Below are 18,431 nucleotides of genomic sequence, written 5' to 3' on the forward strand. Positions count from 1 at the left end.
CCCCACAGGTCTCGCTGGCCATCACAGCCTCACACCCTAGCGACGGATGCATATGGATGAGGACGGCCGGGTAGCGACGGGGGTTGCACACCGTGCCGTACGCCACGGCCCGGATGGGTCCACACCGGGAGGTACGGGACCCCTTCTACCCCCGTTCAGCCGGGGTACGGCGGGAACCGGCCGGTGAGCGCGCGCACCTCCTCCCGGGCCCGGGCCGGCTCGGTCTCGCCGCGCAACACGGCCGCGAGCAGCGCCGCGATCCGCACCATCTCCGGCTCCCCCATGCCCTGGGTGGTCACCGCCGCCGTACCCAGGCGCAGGCCGCGGCCGTCGCCGTGCGGCAGCACACAGCAGTCCAGCACCAGCCCGGCCGCGAGCAGCCGGCCGCGCGCACCGCGGCCGTCCACGCCGAGCGGGGCCGGGTCCGCGGTGATCAGGTGGGTGTCCGTGCCGCCGGTGGTGACGACCAGCCCCTCCGCGGCCAGGTGACCGGCCAGCACCCGGGCGTTGTCGACCACCCGATGGGCGTACGCCTCGAACGCGGGTGTCGCCGCCTCGCCGAACGCGACCGCCTTCGCGGCGATGGTGTGCATCTGGGCGCCGCCCTGGGTGAACGGGAACACGGCCCGGTCCACCCGCCGGGCCAGCTCGGCCCCGCACAGGATCATCCCGCCGCGCGGGCCGCGCAGCACCTTGTGGGTGGTCGCGCAGACGATGTCCGCGTACGGCACCGGGTTCGGTGCCGCGCCCCCGGCGACCAGCCCGATGGGGTGACCGGCGTCCGCGATCAGATAGGCCCCGACCTCGTCGGCGACCTCCCGGAAGAAGGCGTAGTCCGGGTGGCGGGGGTAGGCGATGGAGCCGCACACGATGGCCTTGGGCCGGTGGTTCCGCGCCAGGTGGCGCACCTGGTCGTGGTCGATCAGCCCGGTCTCGGCGTCGACGCCGTAGCCCACGAAGTCGAACCAGCGGCCGGAGAAGTTGGCCGGCGAGCCGTGGGTGAGGTGGCCGCCGTGGGGCAGGCCGAGGGCGAGGACGGTGTCCCCGGGGCGCAGCAGGGCCGCATAGGCGGCCAGCACGGCGGAGGAGCCGGAGTGCGGCTGGACGTTGGCGTGCTCGGCGCCGAACAGGGCCCTGGCGCGGTCGACGGCGGCGCGTTCGGCGACGTCGACGATCTCGCAGCCGCCGTGGTGGCGGGCGCCGGGGTAGCCCTCGGCGTACTTGTTGGCGAACGCGGAGCCGAGGGCGGCGAGGACGGCCGGGGAGCAGAAGTTCTCGGCGGCGATCAGCTGGAGCGTGGTCGACTGCCGTGCCAGTTCGCCGAGCAGGAGTTCGGCCATCGCCGGGTCCTGCCGGCGCAGGACGTCGGTCTCGAGGGTGTGGGTGACCGACATGGCGGGCTCCCGGGCGGTCGGCGGTGACGTACGTCCAATGTAGGCCGGTCCCCCATGGGCCGCCCGGTGTCGCGCCGCAAGGGGCGCTCACGCCCCCCTACGTCCGCGCCGGGACCCCCGTCAGCGCCGTGACCACCGGGTCCAGGGCGTCCCGTATCTCGTCGCCGATGGAGCGGAAGAACGTCAGCGGCGCGCCGTAGGGGTCGTACACCTCGTCCGCCTCGGCGTTCGGGGCGAGCAGCCAGCCACGCAGCGCCGCCGCGGCCCGCACCAGCGCCCGCGCCCGCATGACCACGCCGTCCTCCAGCGGCGGCAAAGTGGCCGGATCTATCGCCCGGACCAGGCGGGTGAACTCCTTCAGGGTGAAGGTGCGCAGGCCCGCCGAGTGGCCCATGGAGATGACCTGGGCGCGATGGTCACGGGTGGCGGTCAGCACCAGGTCGGCCCTGATCACGTGCTCGTCCAGCAGTTCCCGGCCGACGAAGCCGGAGGCGTCCGCGCCGAACTCGGCCAGTACCGTCTCCGCGTGGGACTCCATGGGCGCGCCCTCGTGGCCCCAGGTGCCCGCGCTCTCCACGATCAGCCCGCCGCCGAGCACGCCGAGCCGCTCCGCGACGAAGTGGCGGGTCAGCCGTTCGGTGATGGGCGAGCGGCACACGTTACCGGTGCTGACGTGGAGGATGCGGAAGGTGTCGCGGGGGAACCCGAACGTCGTCGTCTCCTCCGCGCTCCAGCTCCCGCCGCCTATGCCGCGCCCCGTCCCAGGGGCCGTCAATTCGCCACCTCGAGGTCGGGTACGACCTTGCGCAGCTCCTCCGGGGAGAGCGCGCCCTCGCGCAGCAGCACCGGCACCCGGCGGGTGACGTCCACGATGGACGACGGCACGTTGCCGGGGGTGGGGCCGCCGTCGAGGTAGACGGAGACGGAGTCGCCGAGCATGTCCTGGGCGGCGTCGCAGTCCTCCGGCGCCGGGTGGCCGGAGAGGTTCGCCGAGGAGACGGCCATCGGCCCGACCTCGGTGAGCAGTTCGATGGCGACCGGGTGCAGCGGCATGCGCACGGCGACCGTGCCCCGGGTGTCGCCGAGGTCCCACTGGAGGGACGGCTGGTGCTTGGCGACGAGCGTCAGCGCGCCCGGCCAGAACGCGTCGACCAGCTCCCAGGCCAGCTCGGAGAAGTCCGTGACCAGGCCGTGCAGGGTGTTCGGGGAGCCGATGAGGACGGGGGTGGGCATGCCGCGGCCCCGGCCCTTGGCGTCGAGCAGGTCGGCGACCGCCTGCGAGGAGAACGCGTCGGCGCCGATGCCGTAGACCGTGTCGGTCGGCAGCACCACCAGCTCGCCGCGGCGGACGGCGGACGCGGCCTCGCGCAGACCCGTCACGCGGTCGGTCGCGTCGTTGGTGTCGTATCGCCGTGCCATGGCTAGCGGGCCTCCTCGTACACGTACTGCGGGATGGAAGTCGTCTCAGGGGTCACGGCAGCGCCTTGCGGGCGGTGGCGAAGCGCGGCCGGTTGTTGAGGTCGGGGTGGTCGGCCGCGTCGGCCCAGCCCCGCTCCTCGGTGAAGATCCACGGCACCTGGCCGCCCTGGGTGTCGGCGTGCTCGATGACGACGACCCCCCCGGGGCGCAGCAGGCGGTGCGCGGTGCGTTCGAGGCCCCGGATGAGGTCGAGTCCGTCCTCACCGGAGAACAGCGCCAGCTCGGGGTCGTAGTCGCGGGCCTCGGGGGCGACGTACTCCCATTCGGTGAGCGGGATGTACGGCGGGTTGGAGATGACCAGGTCCACCTGGCCGTCGAGGTCCGGGAAGGCGGTCAGCGCGTCGCCCTGGCGCAGGTCGACGCGGGAGCCGGCCATGTTCTTCCGGGTCCACACGAGGGCGTCCTCGGACAGCTCCACGGCGTGCACGCGCGAGCGCGGCACCTCCTGGGCGAGGGCGAGCGCGATGGCGCCGGAGCCGGTGCACAGGTCGACGATGCACGGTTCGACGACGTCCATGGCGCGCACGGCGTCTATGGCCCAGCCGACCACGGACTCGGTCTCCGGCCGGGGCACGAACACGCCCGGCCCGACCTGGAGCTCCAGGTAGCGGAAGTAGGCCCGCCCGGTGATGTGCTGCAGCGGCTCGCGCTGCTCGCGCCGGGCGATGACCTCCCAGTACCGGGCGTCGAAGTCGGCGTCCTTCACGGAGTGCAGCTGGCCGCGCTTCACGCCGTGCACGAACGCGGCCAGCTCCTCCGCGTCGTTGCGCGGCGAGGGCACACCGGCGTCGGCCAGCCGCTGGGTGGCCTGGGCCACCTCGGCGAGCAGCAGGTTCACGCGTCTCCTCCGTGTCGAACTGGTGCGTACGGGTGTTACGCGGCGGCGAGCTTCGCCGCCGAGTCGGCGTCGACGCAGGCCTGGATGACCGCGTCGAGGTCGCCGTCCAGGACCTGGTCCAGGTTGTACGCCTTGAAGCCGACGCGGTGGTCCGAGATGCGGTTCTCCGGGAAGTTGTAGGTGCGGATCTTCTCGGAGCGGTCGACGGTGCGGACCTGGCTGCGGCGGGCGTCGGCGGCCTCCCGCTCCGCCTCCTCCTGGGCCATGGCGAGCAGCCTGGAGCGCAGGATGCGCAGCGCCTGCTCCTTGTTCTGCAGCTGGCTCTTCTCGTTCTGGCAGGAGGCGACGACGCCGGTCGGCAGGTGCGTGATGCGCACGGCGGAGTCGGTGGTGTTCACGGACTGGCCGCCGGGGCCGGAGGACCGGTAGACGTCGATGCGCAGGTCGTTGGGGTTGATCTCGACGTCCACCTCCTCGGCTTCCGGGGTGACGAGCACGCCGGCGGCGGAGGTGTGGATGCGGCCCTGGGACTCGGTCGCCGGGACCCGCTGGACGCGGTGCACGCCGCCCTCGTACTTCAGCCGGGCCCAGACGCCCTGGCCGGGCTCGATCTGCCCGCGGGCCTTCACCGCGACCTGGACGTCCTTGTAGCCGCCCAGCTCGGACTCGGTGGAGTCGATGATCTCGGTCTTCCAGCCGACCCGCTCGGCGTAGCGCAGGTACATCCGCAGCAGGTCGCCGGCGAAGAGCGCCGACTCGTCGCCGCCCGCGCCCGCCTTGATCTCCAGGATGACGTCCTTGTCGTCGCTCGGGTCGCGCGGGACGAGCAGCAGGCGCAGCTTCTCGGTGAGCTCCTCGCGCTGCTTCTCCAGGTCCTTGACCTCGGCGGCGAAATCGGGGTCGTCGGCGGCCAGCTCGCGGGCGGTGTCGATGTCGTCGCCGGTCTGCTTCCAGGAGCGGTACGTGGCGACGATCGGGGTCAGCTCGGCGTAGCGCTTGTTCAGCTTGCGCGCGTTCGCCTGGTCGGCGTGGACCGACGGGTCGGCGAGCTTCTTCTCCAGGTCGGCGTGCTCGGCGACGAGTTCCTCGACGGCCTCGAACATCTTGGGCTCCTGTACTGCGGTGAGGGGAAGGGCGGCGACCAAAAACGCCGGTCCCGGGCACACCCGCCGGTGAGCGGGTGTGGCCGTGGACCGGCGAAATGGGGCTCGCTACTTCTTGGAGCCGGCGGCCTTGCCGAAGCGGGCCTCGAAGCGGGCCACACGGCCACCGGTGTCGAGGATCTTCTGCTTGCCCGTGTAGAACGGGTGGCACTCGGAGCAGACCTCGGCCCGGATGGTGCCGGACTCGATGGTGCTGCGGGTGGTGAACGACGCGCCGCAGGTGCAGCTGACCTGCGTCTCGACGTACGCGGGGTGGATGTCGCGCTTCAAGGTGTCTCCTAGGTTTCGGGAGGGCGCCGGGTCGCTGCCGCGGGATGCGGAGGCGTGAACCGGAGCCGACGTACCAGTCTGCCAGGACTGGCGCCATCCACCCAAACCGGGGGTGCGACAGTTCTATTCCCGGGGGTGCGCAGACACCGCCCCGCGCCCGTCACGGGGCGCTGACCACGCCGTTGGCCTCGCCCGTCGCCGTGCCCTCCGTGGCCGCCTTCGGGATCTCCTGGTCGTTCCTCAGGGCGTTCCAGACCAGCTGGGCCTTGGCGGTGTCCAGCAGGACCCGGTTGGGGTTGGCCGGGTCGTACTGGACCGGCATCGTGACCATCTTCATGTCCGAGGAGCCGATGCCCTTCAGGCCGCCCGCGAAGTCGATCAGGGAGTTGACCGAGCCGAGGTCGGAGTCGGTCGTGACGGCCTTGGTGGCGGTGTCGGCGAGGTCGTAGAGCTTCTTGGGGTTGCTGAAGACGCCCACGTGCTTGACCTGGTCGATGAGGGCCTTGATGAACGCCTGCTGAAGCTGGATGCGGCCGAGGTCGGAGCCGTCGCCCACGCCGTGCCGGGTGCGGACCAGGCCGAGGGCCTGCTCGCCGTCGAGGGTGTGCGGGCCGGCCTTGAGGTCGAGGTGGCTCTGTTTGTCGTGGATGTCCTCGCTGGTGGTGATCCGTACGCCGCCGAGGTCGTCGATGAGCTGCTGGAAGCCCTGGAAGTCGACCTCCAGGTAGTGGTCCATGCGGATGCCGGTGATGGACTCGACGGTCTTGACGGCGCAGGCCGCGCCGCCGGTGGAGTACGCCTCGTTGAACATCACCTCGGTGGCGGCCGGGTGGACGGTGCCCTTGGTGTCGGTGCACTCGGGGCGGTCGACCAGGGTGTCCCGGGGGATCGAGACCACGCTGGCCCGTTTGTGCCCCTCGTACACGTGGACGATCATCGCGGTGTCGGAGCGGGCGCTGCCGTCGTCCGTGCCGCCGCCGAGCTTCTTGTTCGAGCCGGCCCGCGTGTCCGAGCCGAGGACCAGGATGTTCTCGGAGCCGTTGTCGATCTTCTCGGGCCGGTCGGTGCCGAGGGCCTGGTTCAGGTCGACGCTGTGCAGGTTGCCGTTGAGCTTGAAGTAGACGAACCCGGCGCCCGCGCCGCCCAGCACGACGACACCCGCCGCGGTCCAGGCAGTCGCGCGCAGGGCCTTGCGGGCCGTACTGGGGGCCTTGCGGCGGCGCCCCTTGCCCCGGCGGCGGGGACCGGTCGTGCCCGGCTCGGTTATGGCGGGCGTGCTCTCGGCGGCCACATCGCTCCTAGGTCTCGGCGGTCGGATACCCCCTGCGGTCAGGGTCGGGCGCGGTCGTCACCGCTCCATCGTCGCTCTGCCTGGTCAGACAGAGAAACTCGGGACAGGGTTGCACAACACACAGTGGCCGACGGGTACGGAAACGGGCACGGTACGTAGTCGGGCGGGCCGAGCGGACGGCGCTCACCTGCGGATACGGGGCCGCCGACGGGGTGCCGGGCAATCGGTGCCCGCCGGGAACTCTGTGGCAAAGATCTCGCCACCGGTACAGCGGGGGGAGCGGAAAGGGCCGCCTCCCCGGACGGGAAGCGGCCCTTTTCAGCGGTGCGCCGACGCTCAGTCGCCGTTGCCCGGCGTCGGCGTCGTCTTCTGGATCTGCATCAGGAACTCGACGTTCGACTTGGTCTGCTTCATCTTGTCGAGGAGCAGCTCGATCGCCTGCTGCTGGTCCAGCGCGTGCAGCACCCGGCGGAGCTTCCAGACGATGGCCAGCTCCTCGGCACCGAGCAGGATCTCCTCCTTACGGGTGCCGGACGCGTCCACGTCCACCGCCGGGAAGATCCGCTTGTCCGCGAGCTTCCGGTCGAGCTTCAGCTCCATGTTGCCGGTGCCCTTGAACTCCTCGAAGATCACCTCGTCCATGCGGGACCCGGTGTCCACCAGAGCGGTGGCGAGGATGGTCAGCGAGCCGCCGTCCTCGATGTTGCGCGCCGCGCCGAAGAACCGCTTCGGCGGGTAGAGCGCGGTGGAGTCGACACCACCGGACAGGATGCGGCCGGAGGCCGGCGCCGCCAGGTTGTAGGCACGGCCCAGACGGGTGATCGAGTCCAGCAGCACGACCACGTCGTGGCCCAGCTCGACCAGCCGCTTGGCGCGCTCGATGGCCAGCTCGGCGACCGTGGTGTGGTCCTCGGCCGGACGGTCGAAGGTCGAGGAGATGACCTCGCCCTTGACCGACCGCTGCATGTCGGTGACCTCTTCCGGACGCTCGTCGACGAGGACGACCATCAGGTGGCACTCGGGGTTGTTGTGCGTGATCGCGTTGGCGATCGCCTGCATGATCATGGTCTTGCCGGTCTTCGGCGGGGCCACGATCAGACCGCGCTGGCCCTTGCCGATCGGCGAGACCAGGTCGATGATCCGGGTGGTGAGCACGCCCGGGTCGGTCTCCAGGCGGAGCCGGTCCTGCGGGTACAGCGGGGTCAGCTTGTTGAACTCCGGGCGGCCGCGACCGTGTTCGGGCGCCATGCCGTTGACGGAGTCCAGGCGGACCAGCGCGTTGAACTTCTCGCGGCGCTCGCCCTCCTTCGGCTGGCGGACCGCGCCCGTGACGTGGTCGCCCTTGCGCAGGCCGTTCTTGCGGACCTGGGCGAGGGAGACGTAGACGTCGTTCGGGCCCGGCAGGTAGCCGGAGGTCCGGATGAAGGCGTAGTTGTCGAGGATGTCCAGGATGCCCGCGACCGGGATCAGGACGTCGTCCTCGGCCAGCTGCGGCTCGGCGATCTCGTCACGGCCGCGACGGCCCCGGCGGTCGCGGTAGCGGCCGCGACGGCCACGGCGGCCGCCCTCGAAGTCGTCGTCGTCCTGCCGGCTGTCCTGGCGGCCGCCCTGCTGCTGGCCCTGCTGCTGACGCTGCTGGCCGCCCTGCTGCTCGTCGCCCTTGTTGCGGCGGTCCCGGTCCCGGCCGCGCTCGCGGCGGTCCCGGCGGCCACGGCCCTCGCCGTCACCGGCGTCGCCCTTGGCCTCGCCCTGCTGGGGCTGGAGCGCGGGCGTCTCGGCCTTGGGCTCGGTCCGGGCCTCGGCGGCGACGGTCTCGGCGCCGTTCTGCGCCGGGCTGCCCGCCTCGGCGGTGGCGCGGCGGCGCCGGCGCTCGGCCGGCGCGGTGTCCTCCGCCCCACGCTCGGCCGCGCCCGCGCGGGAGGTGTCCCCGGCCGGCTGGCCCGGGATCTCGATCTGCTGCTGGGCCGCGGCCTTCTCGGCAGGGGCCTCGGCGGTCTTGGCCGCCTTCTTCTCGGCGGCCTCCTCGCCGGTGCGCGCGCGGGAGGTGGCCCGGCGCTTCGGCTTGGTCTCGGTGGCGGTGTCGGCCTTGGCGGCGGGGGCTCCCCCGGCGGCCTGCGCCTCCTTGATGACCTCGATCAGCTGGCTCTTGCGCATCCGCGCGGTGCCCCTGATCCCGAGGCCCGAGGCGACCTGCTGCAGCTCGGCCAGCACCATGCCCTCGAGGCCGGTACCGCGGCGCCGCCGGGAGCCGGCACCGGTGGCAGGCGCGGAGGCGTCCGTGGCGGGCGCGGCAGCGGTCTCCTCGACACGTGCGCCCATCAGATCGGTGGTGTCGCTCACGAAGGGTCCTTCCCTGGAGCGGACGTCGGCCTGTCTGGCTCGGCGACCGGTTGTGCTGTCCGGCTACGGTCCTGTCTTCTGTGAACCGTGCCGGGGCGGTGGTCCGCCAAAGCGGCGGAAGAAATGTGCGGTGATGGCGCTTCCGCGAGCCGTGGCACCCAGTGTCACGTGGCGTGGTAGCACCGATTCCGAAGCTCCCCCAGAGGGGGTACCCCTACCGGCGGCCCGCTCAGTGTCCGCATACGTCGTACTGCCCAGGTACGGCGCACGGAACACGGAGTGGCCCGGGAGGCTCCCGGAAGAATGTCTGTCCCGGACGGGGACACGAGGCACCTCGCCATGGTGGGGTCGGGTGCAGACTTGAGGTTAACACTACCGGATCCAACAAACATTCCCCCTCTCCAAATCCGGCAACCGTGTGTCAGGTCGCAAGCGGCAGCACGCTCGCTCCCTGGACATCCAGGTCCAGCCGGTTGGCGGCCCAGCCCTCCCCCGCGAGGTGGGAGACCTTGTCGGCGCTGTCGGCGTCGGCGAGGGCCATGACGGTGGGCCCGGCACCCGAGATGACGGCCGGGATGCCGTCGGCGCGCAGCCGCTCCACGAGCGCGGCGCTGTCGGGCATGGCCGGGGCCCGGTACTCCTGGTGGAGACGGTCCTCGGTGGCGGGCAGCAGCAGCTCGGGGCGCCTGGTGAGGGCCTCGACCAGCAGGGCGGCGCGGCCCGCGTTGGCGGCGGCGTCCACGTGCGGCACGGTGCGCGGGAGCAGACCGCGGGCGGTCTCGGTCAGTACCGGCTTTCCGGGCACGAAAACCACCGGAACGATGGAATCGTGCGGCTCCATCCTGATGGCGCGGGCGTTGCCGGCCTCCATCCAGGACAGCGTGAAACCGCCGAGCAGACACGCGGCCACGTTGTCCGGATGGCCCTCGATCTCGGTGGCCAGTTCCAGCAGCGCGGCGTCGTCCAGGCGGGCCTCGCCGCCTATGGTCACGGCGCGGGCGGCCACGATGCCGGCGCAGATGGCGGCGGAGGAGGAGCCGAGGCCCCGGCCGTGCGGAATGCGGTTGGCGCAGACGATCTCCAGCCCGCGGGGCTGTCCGCCCAGCAGGTCGAAGGCGGTCCGCAGGGAGCGGACGAGGAGGTGGCTCTCGTCCCGCGGCAGGGTCTCGCCGCCCTCACCCGCGATGTCGATGTGCAGCCCGGAGTCGGCGACCCTGACGACCACGTCGTCGTAGAGCCCCAGCGCGAGGCCGAGGGCGTCGAAGCCCGGGCCGAGGTTGGCGCTGGTGGCGGGAACGCGCACCCGGACGGCGGCGGCGCGGAACGCTGGACCGGCCATCGCTCGAAGACTCTCCTTGAGCTGCGTTTACGGTCGAATGACGCTCGATGGATTCGATGGTCACCCGGTGGACTGCCGATGACTGACGTACGAAGACCCGCCGGGCCGCGGAGACGGCGCGGCGCCTGCCATGCGCGAGGGCATATGCGGCAGGCGGGTTCGGTACAGCCTATCGAAGGAAGGTTCTGTGGCGACATAGGGCGCACAGGAGGCGCACGATGCGTGTCGTAAGCCCCCTGTGCACCTTGTCAGGGATTACCCGGTTCGGGGGCGCTCAGGCGAGGCCGAGGCGCTCGGCCGCGGTGGCGGCGTCGACCGGGACGGTGACCGGCTGCGGCGCGCCGGCGACGGCCCAGTCCGGGTCCTTCAGGCCGTTGCCGGTGACCGTGCACACGATGCGCTGGCCCGGGTCGACCCTGCCCTGCTCGGCGGCCTTGAGCAGACCGGCCACCGAGGCGGCGGAGGCGGGCTCCACGAAGACGCCCTCCTGCGCGGCCAACAGGCGGTAGGCGCGCAGGATCTCACGATCCGTCACCTCGTCGATGGCGCCGCCGGACTCGTCCCGGGCGGCCAGCGCGTGGTTCCAGGAGGCGGGGTTGCCGATGCGGATGGCGGTGGCGATGGTCGACGGGTCCTTGACGACCTCGCCGCGCACGATCGGGGCGCTGCCGGAGGCCTGGAAGCCCCACATCCGGGGGGTACGGGTGGAGACGCCGTCGGCGGCGTACTCCTTGTAGCCCTTCCAGTAGGCGGTGATGTTGCCCGCGTTGCCGACCGGCAGGACGTGGATGTCGGGCGCGTCGCCGAGCATGTCCACGATCTCGAAGGCGGCCGTCTTCTGGCCCTCGATCCGCACCGGGTTGACCGAATTCACCAGCGCCACCGGGTAGTTCTCGCTGAGCGAGCGGGCGAGGGTGAGGCAGTCGTCGAAGTTGCCGTCGACCTGGAGGATCTTCGCGCCGTGCACGAGGGCCTGGCCCATCTTGCCGAGGGCGATCTTGCCCTGCGGCACCAGGACGGCCGAGACCATGCCGGCCCGCACCGCGTACGCGGCGGCGGAGGCGGAGGTGTTGCCGGTGGAGGCGCAGATGACGGCCTTCGCCCCCTCCTCCTTGGCCTTGCTGATCGCCATGGTCATGCCGCGGTCCTTGAAGGACCCGGTGGGGTTGGCCCCCTCCACCTTCAGGTGGACCTCGCAGCCCGTGCGCTCGGAGAGCACCTGCGCGGGCACGAGGGGCGTGCCGCCCTCACGGAGCGTCACGACCGGCGTGGTGTCGGAGACGGGCAGCCGGTCCCGGTACTCCTCGATGATTCCGCGCCACTGGTGGGTCATTGCTGGTTACTCTCCTTCAACCCGCATGATGCTGGCGACACCCCGCACGGTGTCGAGCTTGCGCAGTGCCTCGACGGTCCCGGACAGGGAGGCGTCGGAGGCCCGGTGGGTGACGACGACGAGAGAGGCCTCGCCGTCCTTGCCCTGCTGCCGAACGGTGTCGATGGACACCCCGTGCTCGGCGAAGACGGTGGCGACCTGGGCGAGCACGCCCGGTTTGTCGGCCACGTCGAGGCTGATGTGGTACCGGGTGACGACGTCGCCCATCGGGGAGACGGTCAGGTCGGCGTAGGCCGACTCGCCGGGGCCGGTGGCGCCGCTGAGCCGGTTGCGGCAGACGGCGACGAGGTCGCCGAGGACGGCGGAGGCCGTGGGCGAGCCGCCGGCGCCGGGGCCGTAGAACATCAGCTGCCCGGCGGCGTCGCTCTCCACGAACACGGCGTTGTACGCGCCGCGCACGGAGGCCAGCGGGTGGCTGAGCGGGATCATGGCGGGGTGCACCCGCGCGGTGACCGACGTCCCGTCCTTGGAGCGCTCGCAGATGGCGAGCAGCTTGATGGTGCAGCCCATCTCCCGGGCGGAGCGGAAGTCGGCGGCGGTGACCTCGGTCATGCCCTCGCGGTAGACGTCGTCCAGGCGGACGCGCGTGTGGAAGGCGATACCGGCGAGGATGGCGGCCTTGGCGGCGGCGTCGAAGCCCTCGACGTCGGCGGTCGGATCGGCCTCGGCGTACCCCAGGGCGGTGGCCTCGTCCAGGGCCTCCTGGTAGCCGGCGCCGGTCGAGTCCATCTTGTCGAGGATGAAGTTGGTCGTGCCGTTGACGATGCCGAGCACCCGGTTGACCTTGTCGCCGGCGAGCGACTCGCGCAGCGGCCGGATCAGCGGGATGGCACCGGCGACGGCGGCCTCGTAGTAGAGGTCCTTGCCGTTCGCCTCCGCCGCCGCGTGCAGGGCGGCCCCGTCCTGGGCGAGCAGGGCCTTGTTGGCGGACACGACGGAGGCGCCGTGCTCGAAGGCGGTGGTGATGAGCGTCCGGGCCGGCTCGATCCCGCCGATGACCTCGACCACCACGTCGATGTCCCCGCGTTTGACCAGGGCGGTGGCGTCGGTGGTGACGAGCGCGGGGTCGATGCCCTCGCGGGCCTTGCCGGTACGCCGCACGGCCACGCCGGCGAGCTCGACGGGGGCCCCGATCCGGGCGGCGAGGTCGTCGGCGTGCGTCGTCATGATGCGCGCCACCTCTGAGCCGACCACTCCACAGCCCAGCAGCGCCACCTTCAGCGGACGCGTACGCATCATCCGACCTCGTTTCCTCATACCGTCTACGGTTGAACCAGTCTCACTCACCGGACGGGAGTTTCTACCCTTCGTCCGGATCGTGAGACATCCATTTCATTTGTACGGGGTGGAAGACCGCAGATCTTCCGCTCTTCCGGTCCCCGTCGTTCTCGGGGCGTGCGTCACCCGACGTCGAGACGCAGGAGGTCGTCCTCCGTCTCGCGCCGGACGATCACCCGGGCCTCGCCGTCCCGTACGGCCACGACGGGCGGCCGCAGGACGTGGTTGTAGTTGCTGGCCATGGACCGGCAGTACGCGCCGGTGGCCGGCACGGCGACGAGGTCGCCCGGTGCCAGGTCGGCCGGCAGGAACGCGTCCTTGACCACGATGTCCCCGCTCTCGCAGTGCTTGCCGACGACCCTGGCGAGCATCGGCTCGGCGTCGGAGGCCCGGGAGACGAGCGCGACGGTGTACTGCGCGTCGTACAGCGCTGTGCGGATGTTGTCCGACATGCCGCCGTCGACGGAGACGTAGGTCCGCAGCCCGTCCAGCGGCTTGACCGTGCCGACCTCGTACAGGGTGAAGGCGGTGGGGCCCACGATGGCCCGCCCCGGCTCGACGGAGATGCGGGGCGTGCGCAGCCGGGCGGCCTCGCACTCGCGGGTGACGATCTCGGTGAGCGCCTTGGCGATCTCGTGCGGCTCGCGGGGGTCGTCGGCGCTGGTGTAGGCGATGCCGAGGCCGCCGCCGAGGTCGATCTCGGGCAGTTCGACGCCGTGCTCGTCGCGGACGTCCTTCAGCAGGCCGACGACCCGGTGGGCGGCGACCTCGAAGCCGGACATGTCGAAGATCTGCGACCCGATGTGCGAGTGGAGCCCGATCAGCTCCAGCCCGTCGAGCTGGAGCGCCCGCCGCACGGCCTCCGCCGCCTGCCCGCCGGCCAGCGGGATGCCGAACTTCTGGTCCTCGTGGGCGGTGGCGATGAACTCGTGGGTGTGCGCCTCGACGCCCACGGTGATCCGGATCTGGACCTTCTGCCGCTTGCCGAGGGACTGCGCGGTGTGGGCGACCCGCGCGATCTCCTGGAAGGAGTCGAGCACGATCCGCCCGACACCGGCCTCCACGGCCCGGCGGATCTCCTCGACGGACTTGTTGTTGCCGTGGAAGGCGATGCGCTCGGCGGGCATCCCCGCGGACAGCGCGGTGGCCAGCTCGCCACCGGAGCACACATCCAGGTTCAGCCCCTCCTCGTCCAGCCACCGCACGACGGCCCGGGAGAGGAACGCCTTGCCGGCGTAGAACACGTCGGCGTCCGGACCGAACGCGGTGCGCCAGGCACGCGCGCGGGCGCGGAAGTCGTCCTCGTCCAGGATGTAGGCGGGCGTGCCGAACTCCTCGGCGAGCCGGGTGACGGGAATCCCCGCGACACCGACCACGCCGTCGTCGCCGCGCGTGACGGTCTGCGACCACACCTTCCGGTCCAGGGCGTTGAGGTCGGCGGGCGGCGCGGGGTGGTGGCCCTCGGGCAGGACGTCGGCGTGGCGGGGCCCGGCGGGATGGGCGGAACGGCTCATGACGTGATTCTCAGGCTCTCTGTCTCTCTCCGGGACGCATCTGCTCACGCGCCTCAGAGATGTTCGGGTGCGTCGATGCCGAGCAGGGAGAGGCCGCCGGCCAGCACCGTTCCGGCTGCTTCGGCGAGGGCCAGCCGGGCGCGGTGGGCGGCCGAGGGTTTCTCCTCGCCGACGGGAAGCACGGAAGGCAACAGGGGCAGCACGGCATCGGCGACGGTGACGAGATGCCGGGCGAGCCGGTCCGGGGCACGGTGGGTGGCGGCCGCGGCGAGGATGCGGGGGTGGTCGGCGAGGGGGGTGAGAAGGGGGGCACCGGTGCCGGTGCGCGGGGGGCCGGGCTCGGCGGCGAAGCCCAGGCGGGCGGCGTTGCGGCCGAGGGAGCGGACACGGGCGTGGGCGTAGCGGACCCGGAACAGCGGATTGCCCTCACGCTGCACCAGGTGGTCGGCGGTGATCCGGGGCCGGTCGTGCGGGGCGGGGTGGAGCAGGGCCCACCGGGCGGCGTCGGGCCCGAGCGGCGCGGGGTCCTCCGGGGCGGGCACGGGCCGCAGGTTGACGGGCTCGCCGTGCTCCACGGTGGCCCGGCCGCCCTGGGTCCCCACGATGCGTACGACGGCGTCGGCGACGGTCTCGGCCCGCACCTCGTACGGCACCCGGAGCGCGACGACCTGCCCGGCGAGGGCGTCACCGTGCCCGTACCGGGCGCCCTTGTCCCGGATCTCCGCGACCAGCGCGGCCACGGGGTCGATCCGCTCCGCGAGCCGGATGTTGAGGAACCCCGGCCCGGTGACGACGACGTCCTCGATCCCGTCGGCCCCGACGAGACGTTCCCGCAGGATTCCGGCGACGTGCCGCGGCGGCTGCCCGGCGGCGGGCGCGAGCCGCAGCGCGACGGCGGTGGCGAAGTCCCCGCACCCGCCGGGCCCCGGCTCGGTCACCACGACCCGCTCGGGGACGGCCACGCTCAGTTCCCCCTCACCGACAGCACGGCACACCGCGTCCAGCACGGTGCGGGAGAGGTCGGCGGGGGTCACGGGACAAGCGTAGGGGAGGAGGGGCCGGGTGGGTGAGCCGGTTATCCGTTCCACGACCTCCGGCAACAGTCCGACGACGGACGGTCACACCTTCGACGGCTTACGGTCACGCCTCCGACGACCGACGGTCATGTCTCCGACGGCGGAGGGTCAGGGATGGATGCCGTCATGGCTGGGGAGACCGTCGATCTCCTCGGGGGCTTGCCCGGCCGAGTCCCGCTCGGCCGTCTCACCGTCACCAGGGGCATCACCGGCACCAGCGGCCTTGCCCGGATCCCCGTCTCCCCGATGCGCGTCCACGCCGGGCCCCTCTCCCCCGGCCGCCGCGCGACTGGTCTTGCGCTCGATGAGGTCCATCACGATCCGGACCAGCTCGGCGGGTTCGAAGGGTTTGGCGAGGAAGGCGTCCACGCCGAGGTCGAGGCCGGCCTGGACCTCGTACTGCGTGCAGGCGCTGATGATGGCGACGGGCAGGTGGTGCGTACGGGGATCGGCGCGGAGCCGGGCGGCGGTGCGGATCCCGTCCAGCCGGGGCATGACGACATCGAGCGTCACGACATCGGGCCGCACCTCATGGACCACATCCAGACACTCGGCACCATCGGCCGCGGTCACGACCTCTAGCCCTTCCAGTTCGAGGTTGACCCTGATCAGCTGCCGGATGACCTTGTTGTCGTCCACAACAAGCACCCGGCCCGAAGCGCCTGGCACAAGTCGAGAGTAGGTGCGGACCGGCCACCGCGTCCGGGTTTTCCCCACTTCCGCCCCCTCCAGGGGACCCGCTGATCCCCGCCCCGGGAACCGGGTTCCTGATCACCCCTCCAGACCTGCTAATGTTCTACCCGTCGCCGCGAGCGAGAAGCTCAGCGCCCGACACGCCCCCGTAGCTCAGGGGATAGAGCAACGGCCTCCGGAGCCGTGTGCGCAGGTTCGAATCCTGCCGGGGGCACCTTGTAAAAGGTGCCTGAAGACCCTGGCCTCAGCTGAAACGCTGAGGCCGGGGTCTTCGTGCTTGTTCGGGCGTATGCCGTGCGGAGCGGCCGTATGCGGGGTCTGTGGACGAGGCGCGGACGGGACCTTGAAGCGTCGCCGCAGGCGGGGGCCTGGAGATGGTGAGGACCTACCAGCACTGTGCGACCCCTTTGTCCTGGTGGGCACGGAGGTCACGGACACCGTCGCCGCGAGCACGCCGGTAGTCGCCTGCGTATGGTCGCGGATCTGCTCCGGCTGTAAGAGATGCCCGCGGGGCAGGACCCCATGGGGTGCTCTCACCTGGTCGGGGCCTCGGGCGCGTGGGCCGGGGACGGGGCCGGCTCCGGGGTCGACCCCGCCGTGCGCATGCGGCCGTAGACGTAGACGCAGCCCGCCAGGGCCAGGTCGGACAGGAGCATGTAGCCGATGGAGTACGAGGACTTGGCGCTGTAGACGGCGCCCATGACCAGGGGTGGGACGAAGCCGCCCAGGCCGCCTGTCGCGCCGACGATGCCGGTGACGCTGCCCACCTGGGGCTGGGGGGTGACCCGGGAGACCAGGGCGAAGACCGAGCCGCTGGCCGTGCCGAGGCCCGCCGCCATCAGCAGCAGGCAGACCGTGGCCGTGGGGACCAGGACCGGGTCGAAGGACTGGATGACCGCGAGGACCGCCACCAGGCCCAGCGCCCAGGCCGTGACGGTCGCCGGGTGGACGCGGTCCGCCAGCCAGCCGCCGATGGGCCGGAAGACCACCGTGACCAGGGCGAAGCCGGCCGCCCGGGTGCCGGCGTCGGTGGGGCTGAGGCCGTACCAGGTGCGCAGGTAGGTGGGAAGGTAGACGCCGAACGCGACGATGCCGCCGAAGCCGATCGCGTAGAGCGCCGACAGTTCCCAGGTGACGCGGAGGCGGGCCGCCTGGGTGAGGCGCGTCGTCAGGGGGGTCGAGGGGATCTGGCGGCCGGGGCGGTCGTTGATCAGAAAGGCGGCCAGGACGGCGTACACCGCCAAGGCGACCGCCAGGACCAGGAACGGCAGGTTCTCGCCCCGGTGGTACATGCGCGGGGTGAGGAAGCCGGACAGCGCCACCCCGCCCATGCCCATGCCGAAGACGCCGAGGGCCGCGCCCCGGTGGGCGGGCGGGAACCAGGAGTTGACCAGCGGCACGCCGATGGCGAACGTCGTGCCGCCGAGGCCGAGGACGAAGCCCACCAGGAGCAGGGCCGCGTACGACGACCGGGCCGGGATCAGGAGCAGTACGGGGATGATCGTCAGGGCGCTGGTCAGCGGGAACATCAGGCGGGCGCCGTAGCGGTCGGTGAGCGCCCCGATGGGCACGCGGCCGAGCGAGCCGACCAGGACCGGGACCGCGACCAGCAGGGACTGGGCCGAGGCGCCCATGTGCAGCCGTCCGTCGAAGTCGGCCGCGAGCGGGGCGATCAGATTCCAGGCCCAGAAGGTGAGGGTGAAGCCGACGGTGGCCATGACCAGGTTGCGCCAGGCCGCCGCGGAGGGTCTGTCACCGGTCATCGTCACACTCCCAGGAGGTCGGCCCGGCCCTGACTGTCCCTCCCCCGGCGACGACTTCCATGGTCGGGGACCGGGGCGCGGTCCGCATCCCGGGGTGTCTCAGTCGCCGTCCGGCGGGGTCCAGGCGGCCACGAGGTCCAGCAGGCCGGGGAAGCGGGCGTTCAGGTCGGCCACCCGGACCTGACTGCGGCGCTCCAGGCCGTACTGGCGCTGCCGGGTGACGCCCGCCTCGCGCAGGGCCCGGAAGTGGTGGGTCAGCGAGGACTTGGGGCGGTCCAGGCCGAACCAGCCGCAGGTGTGGTCGAACTCCTCGGACTCCAGGAGGAGTTTGCGGACGATCCGCAGCCTGAGCGGGTCGCTGAGCGCGCCCAGCACGGTTTCCAGCCTGATGTCGGCGGCGGCCGGTTCGGGCAGCGGGTCGGGGAGACCGGGGGGCTCCGGCCGCTCCTTCACGCCCACGGCCGGCTGGGTCGCTTCGGTCCTCTGCCCGGTCAACTGCGGCTCCCCTTTCACGCACTTCCTGTACGACTCTGATCGTACTGCATGCTAAGTTCGACTCCGCTCGTACAAGTACGACTTGACTCGTACCGAGGTTCAGGG

General features: G+C 71.9%; 16 protein-coding genes and 1 tRNA gene. 1 reads left to right on the top strand and 16 read right to left on the bottom strand.

What is annotated here, in order from left to right:
- Nucleotides 1-155: 155 nt before the first annotated feature.
- The 14 genes from Srubr_RS25025 to Srubr_RS25090 form a co-directional block, all read right to left on the bottom strand.
- Nucleotides 156-1,394 (bottom strand): serine hydroxymethyltransferase, encoded by a 1,239-nt coding sequence (locus tag Srubr_RS25025; RefSeq protein ID WP_189998803.1) that lies wholly within the window; start codon nucleotides 1,392-1,394, stop codon nucleotides 156-158.
- 97 nt (nucleotides 1,395-1,491) lie between these two features.
- Nucleotides 1,492-2,169, bottom strand: a complete 678-nt coding sequence (locus tag Srubr_RS25030; protein WP_030790027.1) for an arsenate reductase/protein-tyrosine-phosphatase family protein — start codon at nucleotides 2,167-2,169, stop codon at nucleotides 1,492-1,494.
- Nucleotides 2,166-2,813, bottom strand: a complete 648-nt coding sequence (locus Srubr_RS25035; protein ID WP_189998805.1) for an L-threonylcarbamoyladenylate synthase — start codon at nucleotides 2,811-2,813, stop codon at nucleotides 2,166-2,168. The genes Srubr_RS25030 and Srubr_RS25035 overlap by 4 nt, the downstream gene beginning before the upstream one ends.
- A 52-nt stretch (nucleotides 2,814-2,865) precedes the next feature.
- Entirely contained in the window at nucleotides 2,866-3,711 is an 846-nt protein-coding gene (prmC, locus tag Srubr_RS25040) for a peptide chain release factor N(5)-glutamine methyltransferase (RefSeq protein ID WP_030790016.1), read from the bottom strand.
- A gap of 35 nt (nucleotides 3,712-3,746) precedes the next feature.
- The gene (prfA, locus tag Srubr_RS25045; RefSeq protein WP_189998808.1) at nucleotides 3,747-4,814 is read right to left on the bottom strand and encodes a peptide chain release factor 1; all 1,068 of its coding nucleotides are present in this window, start codon (nucleotides 4,812-4,814) and stop codon (nucleotides 3,747-3,749) included.
- Between the two features lie 108 nt (nucleotides 4,815-4,922).
- Nucleotides 4,923-5,144, bottom strand: a complete 222-nt coding sequence (gene rpmE / locus Srubr_RS25050; RefSeq protein WP_030740744.1) for a 50S ribosomal protein L31 — start codon at nucleotides 5,142-5,144, stop codon at nucleotides 4,923-4,925.
- 160 nt (nucleotides 5,145-5,304) lie between these two features.
- Nucleotides 5,305-6,435, bottom strand: coding sequence for an LCP family protein (locus Srubr_RS25055; RefSeq protein WP_189998809.1), 1,131 nt, complete (start codon nucleotides 6,433-6,435; stop codon nucleotides 5,305-5,307).
- Nucleotides 6,436-6,771: 336 nt separating this feature from the next.
- On the bottom strand, nucleotides 6,772-8,775 hold the full coding sequence (gene rho, locus Srubr_RS25060; RefSeq protein ID WP_189998811.1) for a transcription termination factor Rho: 2,004 nt from the start codon (nucleotides 8,773-8,775) through the stop codon (nucleotides 6,772-6,774).
- 421 nt (nucleotides 8,776-9,196) lie between these two features.
- Nucleotides 9,197-10,114, bottom strand: coding sequence for a homoserine kinase (gene thrB / locus Srubr_RS25065; protein WP_030610062.1), 918 nt, complete (start codon nucleotides 10,112-10,114; stop codon nucleotides 9,197-9,199).
- A gap of 274 nt (nucleotides 10,115-10,388) precedes the next feature.
- Entirely contained in the window at nucleotides 10,389-11,447 is a 1,059-nt protein-coding gene (gene thrC, locus Srubr_RS25070) for a threonine synthase (protein ID WP_189998813.1), read from the bottom strand.
- Nucleotides 11,448-11,453: 6 nt separating this feature from the next.
- Nucleotides 11,454-12,743, bottom strand: a complete 1,290-nt coding sequence (locus tag Srubr_RS25075) for a homoserine dehydrogenase (RefSeq protein ID WP_189998853.1) — start codon at nucleotides 12,741-12,743, stop codon at nucleotides 11,454-11,456.
- 164 nt (nucleotides 12,744-12,907) lie between these two features.
- On the bottom strand, nucleotides 12,908-14,299 hold the full coding sequence (gene lysA / locus Srubr_RS25080) for a diaminopimelate decarboxylase (protein WP_189998815.1): 1,392 nt from the start codon (nucleotides 14,297-14,299) through the stop codon (nucleotides 12,908-12,910).
- A gap of 53 nt (nucleotides 14,300-14,352) precedes the next feature.
- On the bottom strand, nucleotides 14,353-15,333 hold the full coding sequence (gene nrtL / locus Srubr_RS25085; protein ID WP_189998817.1) for an ArgS-related anticodon-binding protein NrtL: 981 nt from the start codon (nucleotides 15,331-15,333) through the stop codon (nucleotides 14,353-14,355).
- Between the two features lie 150 nt (nucleotides 15,334-15,483).
- Entirely contained in the window at nucleotides 15,484-16,044 is a 561-nt protein-coding gene (locus tag Srubr_RS25090; RefSeq protein ID WP_189998819.1) for a response regulator, read from the bottom strand.
- 166 nt (nucleotides 16,045-16,210) lie between these two features.
- On the opposite strand from Srubr_RS25090, the gene Srubr_RS25095 reads away from it, so the two are divergent.
- Nucleotides 16,211-16,282 (top strand) — tRNA-Arg (locus Srubr_RS25095).
- 319 nt (nucleotides 16,283-16,601) lie between these two features.
- Here the strand turns inward: Srubr_RS25095 and Srubr_RS25100 are convergent.
- Together Srubr_RS25100 and Srubr_RS25105 are read right to left on the bottom strand one after the other, a co-directional pair.
- Nucleotides 16,602-17,831 (bottom strand): MFS transporter, encoded by a 1,230-nt coding sequence (locus Srubr_RS25100; RefSeq protein ID WP_189998821.1) that lies wholly within the window; start codon nucleotides 17,829-17,831, stop codon nucleotides 16,602-16,604.
- Between the two features lie 99 nt (nucleotides 17,832-17,930).
- Complete coding sequence (locus Srubr_RS25105; RefSeq protein WP_229926945.1) at nucleotides 17,931-18,326, bottom strand: ArsR/SmtB family transcription factor; 396 nt, start codon at nucleotides 18,324-18,326, stop codon at nucleotides 17,931-17,933.
- Nucleotides 18,327-18,431 lie beyond the last annotated feature (105 nt).

The organism is Streptomyces rubradiris (genome assembly GCF_016860525.1).
Lineage (GTDB): Bacteria > Actinomycetota > Actinomycetes > Streptomycetales > Streptomycetaceae > Streptomyces > Streptomyces rubradiris.

Excerpts from the sequence above, each read along its gene's own strand:
- thrC (WP_189998813.1), bottom strand. The coding sequence starts at position 11,447 with ATGACCCACCAGTGGCGCGGAATCATCGAGGAGTACCGGGACCGGCTG.
- prfA (WP_189998808.1), bottom strand. The coding sequence starts at position 4,814 with ATGTTCGAGGCCGTCGAGGAACTCGTCGCCGAGCACGCCGACCTGGAG.
- Srubr_RS25025 (WP_189998803.1), bottom strand. The coding sequence starts at position 1,394 with ATGTCGGTCACCCACACCCTCGAGACCGACGTCCTGCGCCGGCAGGAC.
- Srubr_RS25100 (WP_189998821.1), bottom strand. The coding sequence starts at position 17,831 with ATGACCGGTGACAGACCCTCCGCGGCGGCCTGGCGCAACCTGGTCATG.
- thrB (WP_030610062.1), bottom strand. The coding sequence starts at position 10,114 with ATGGCCGGTCCAGCGTTCCGCGCCGCCGCCGTCCGGGTGCGCGTTCCC.
- Srubr_RS25035 (WP_189998805.1), bottom strand. The coding sequence starts at position 2,813 with ATGGCACGGCGATACGACACCAACGACGCGACCGACCGCGTGACGGGT.
- lysA (WP_189998815.1), bottom strand. The coding sequence starts at position 14,299 with ATGAGCCGTTCCGCCCATCCCGCCGGGCCCCGCCACGCCGACGTCCTG.
- Srubr_RS25075 (WP_189998853.1), bottom strand. The coding sequence starts at position 12,743 with ATGCGTACGCGTCCGCTGAAGGTGGCGCTGCTGGGCTGTGGAGTGGTC.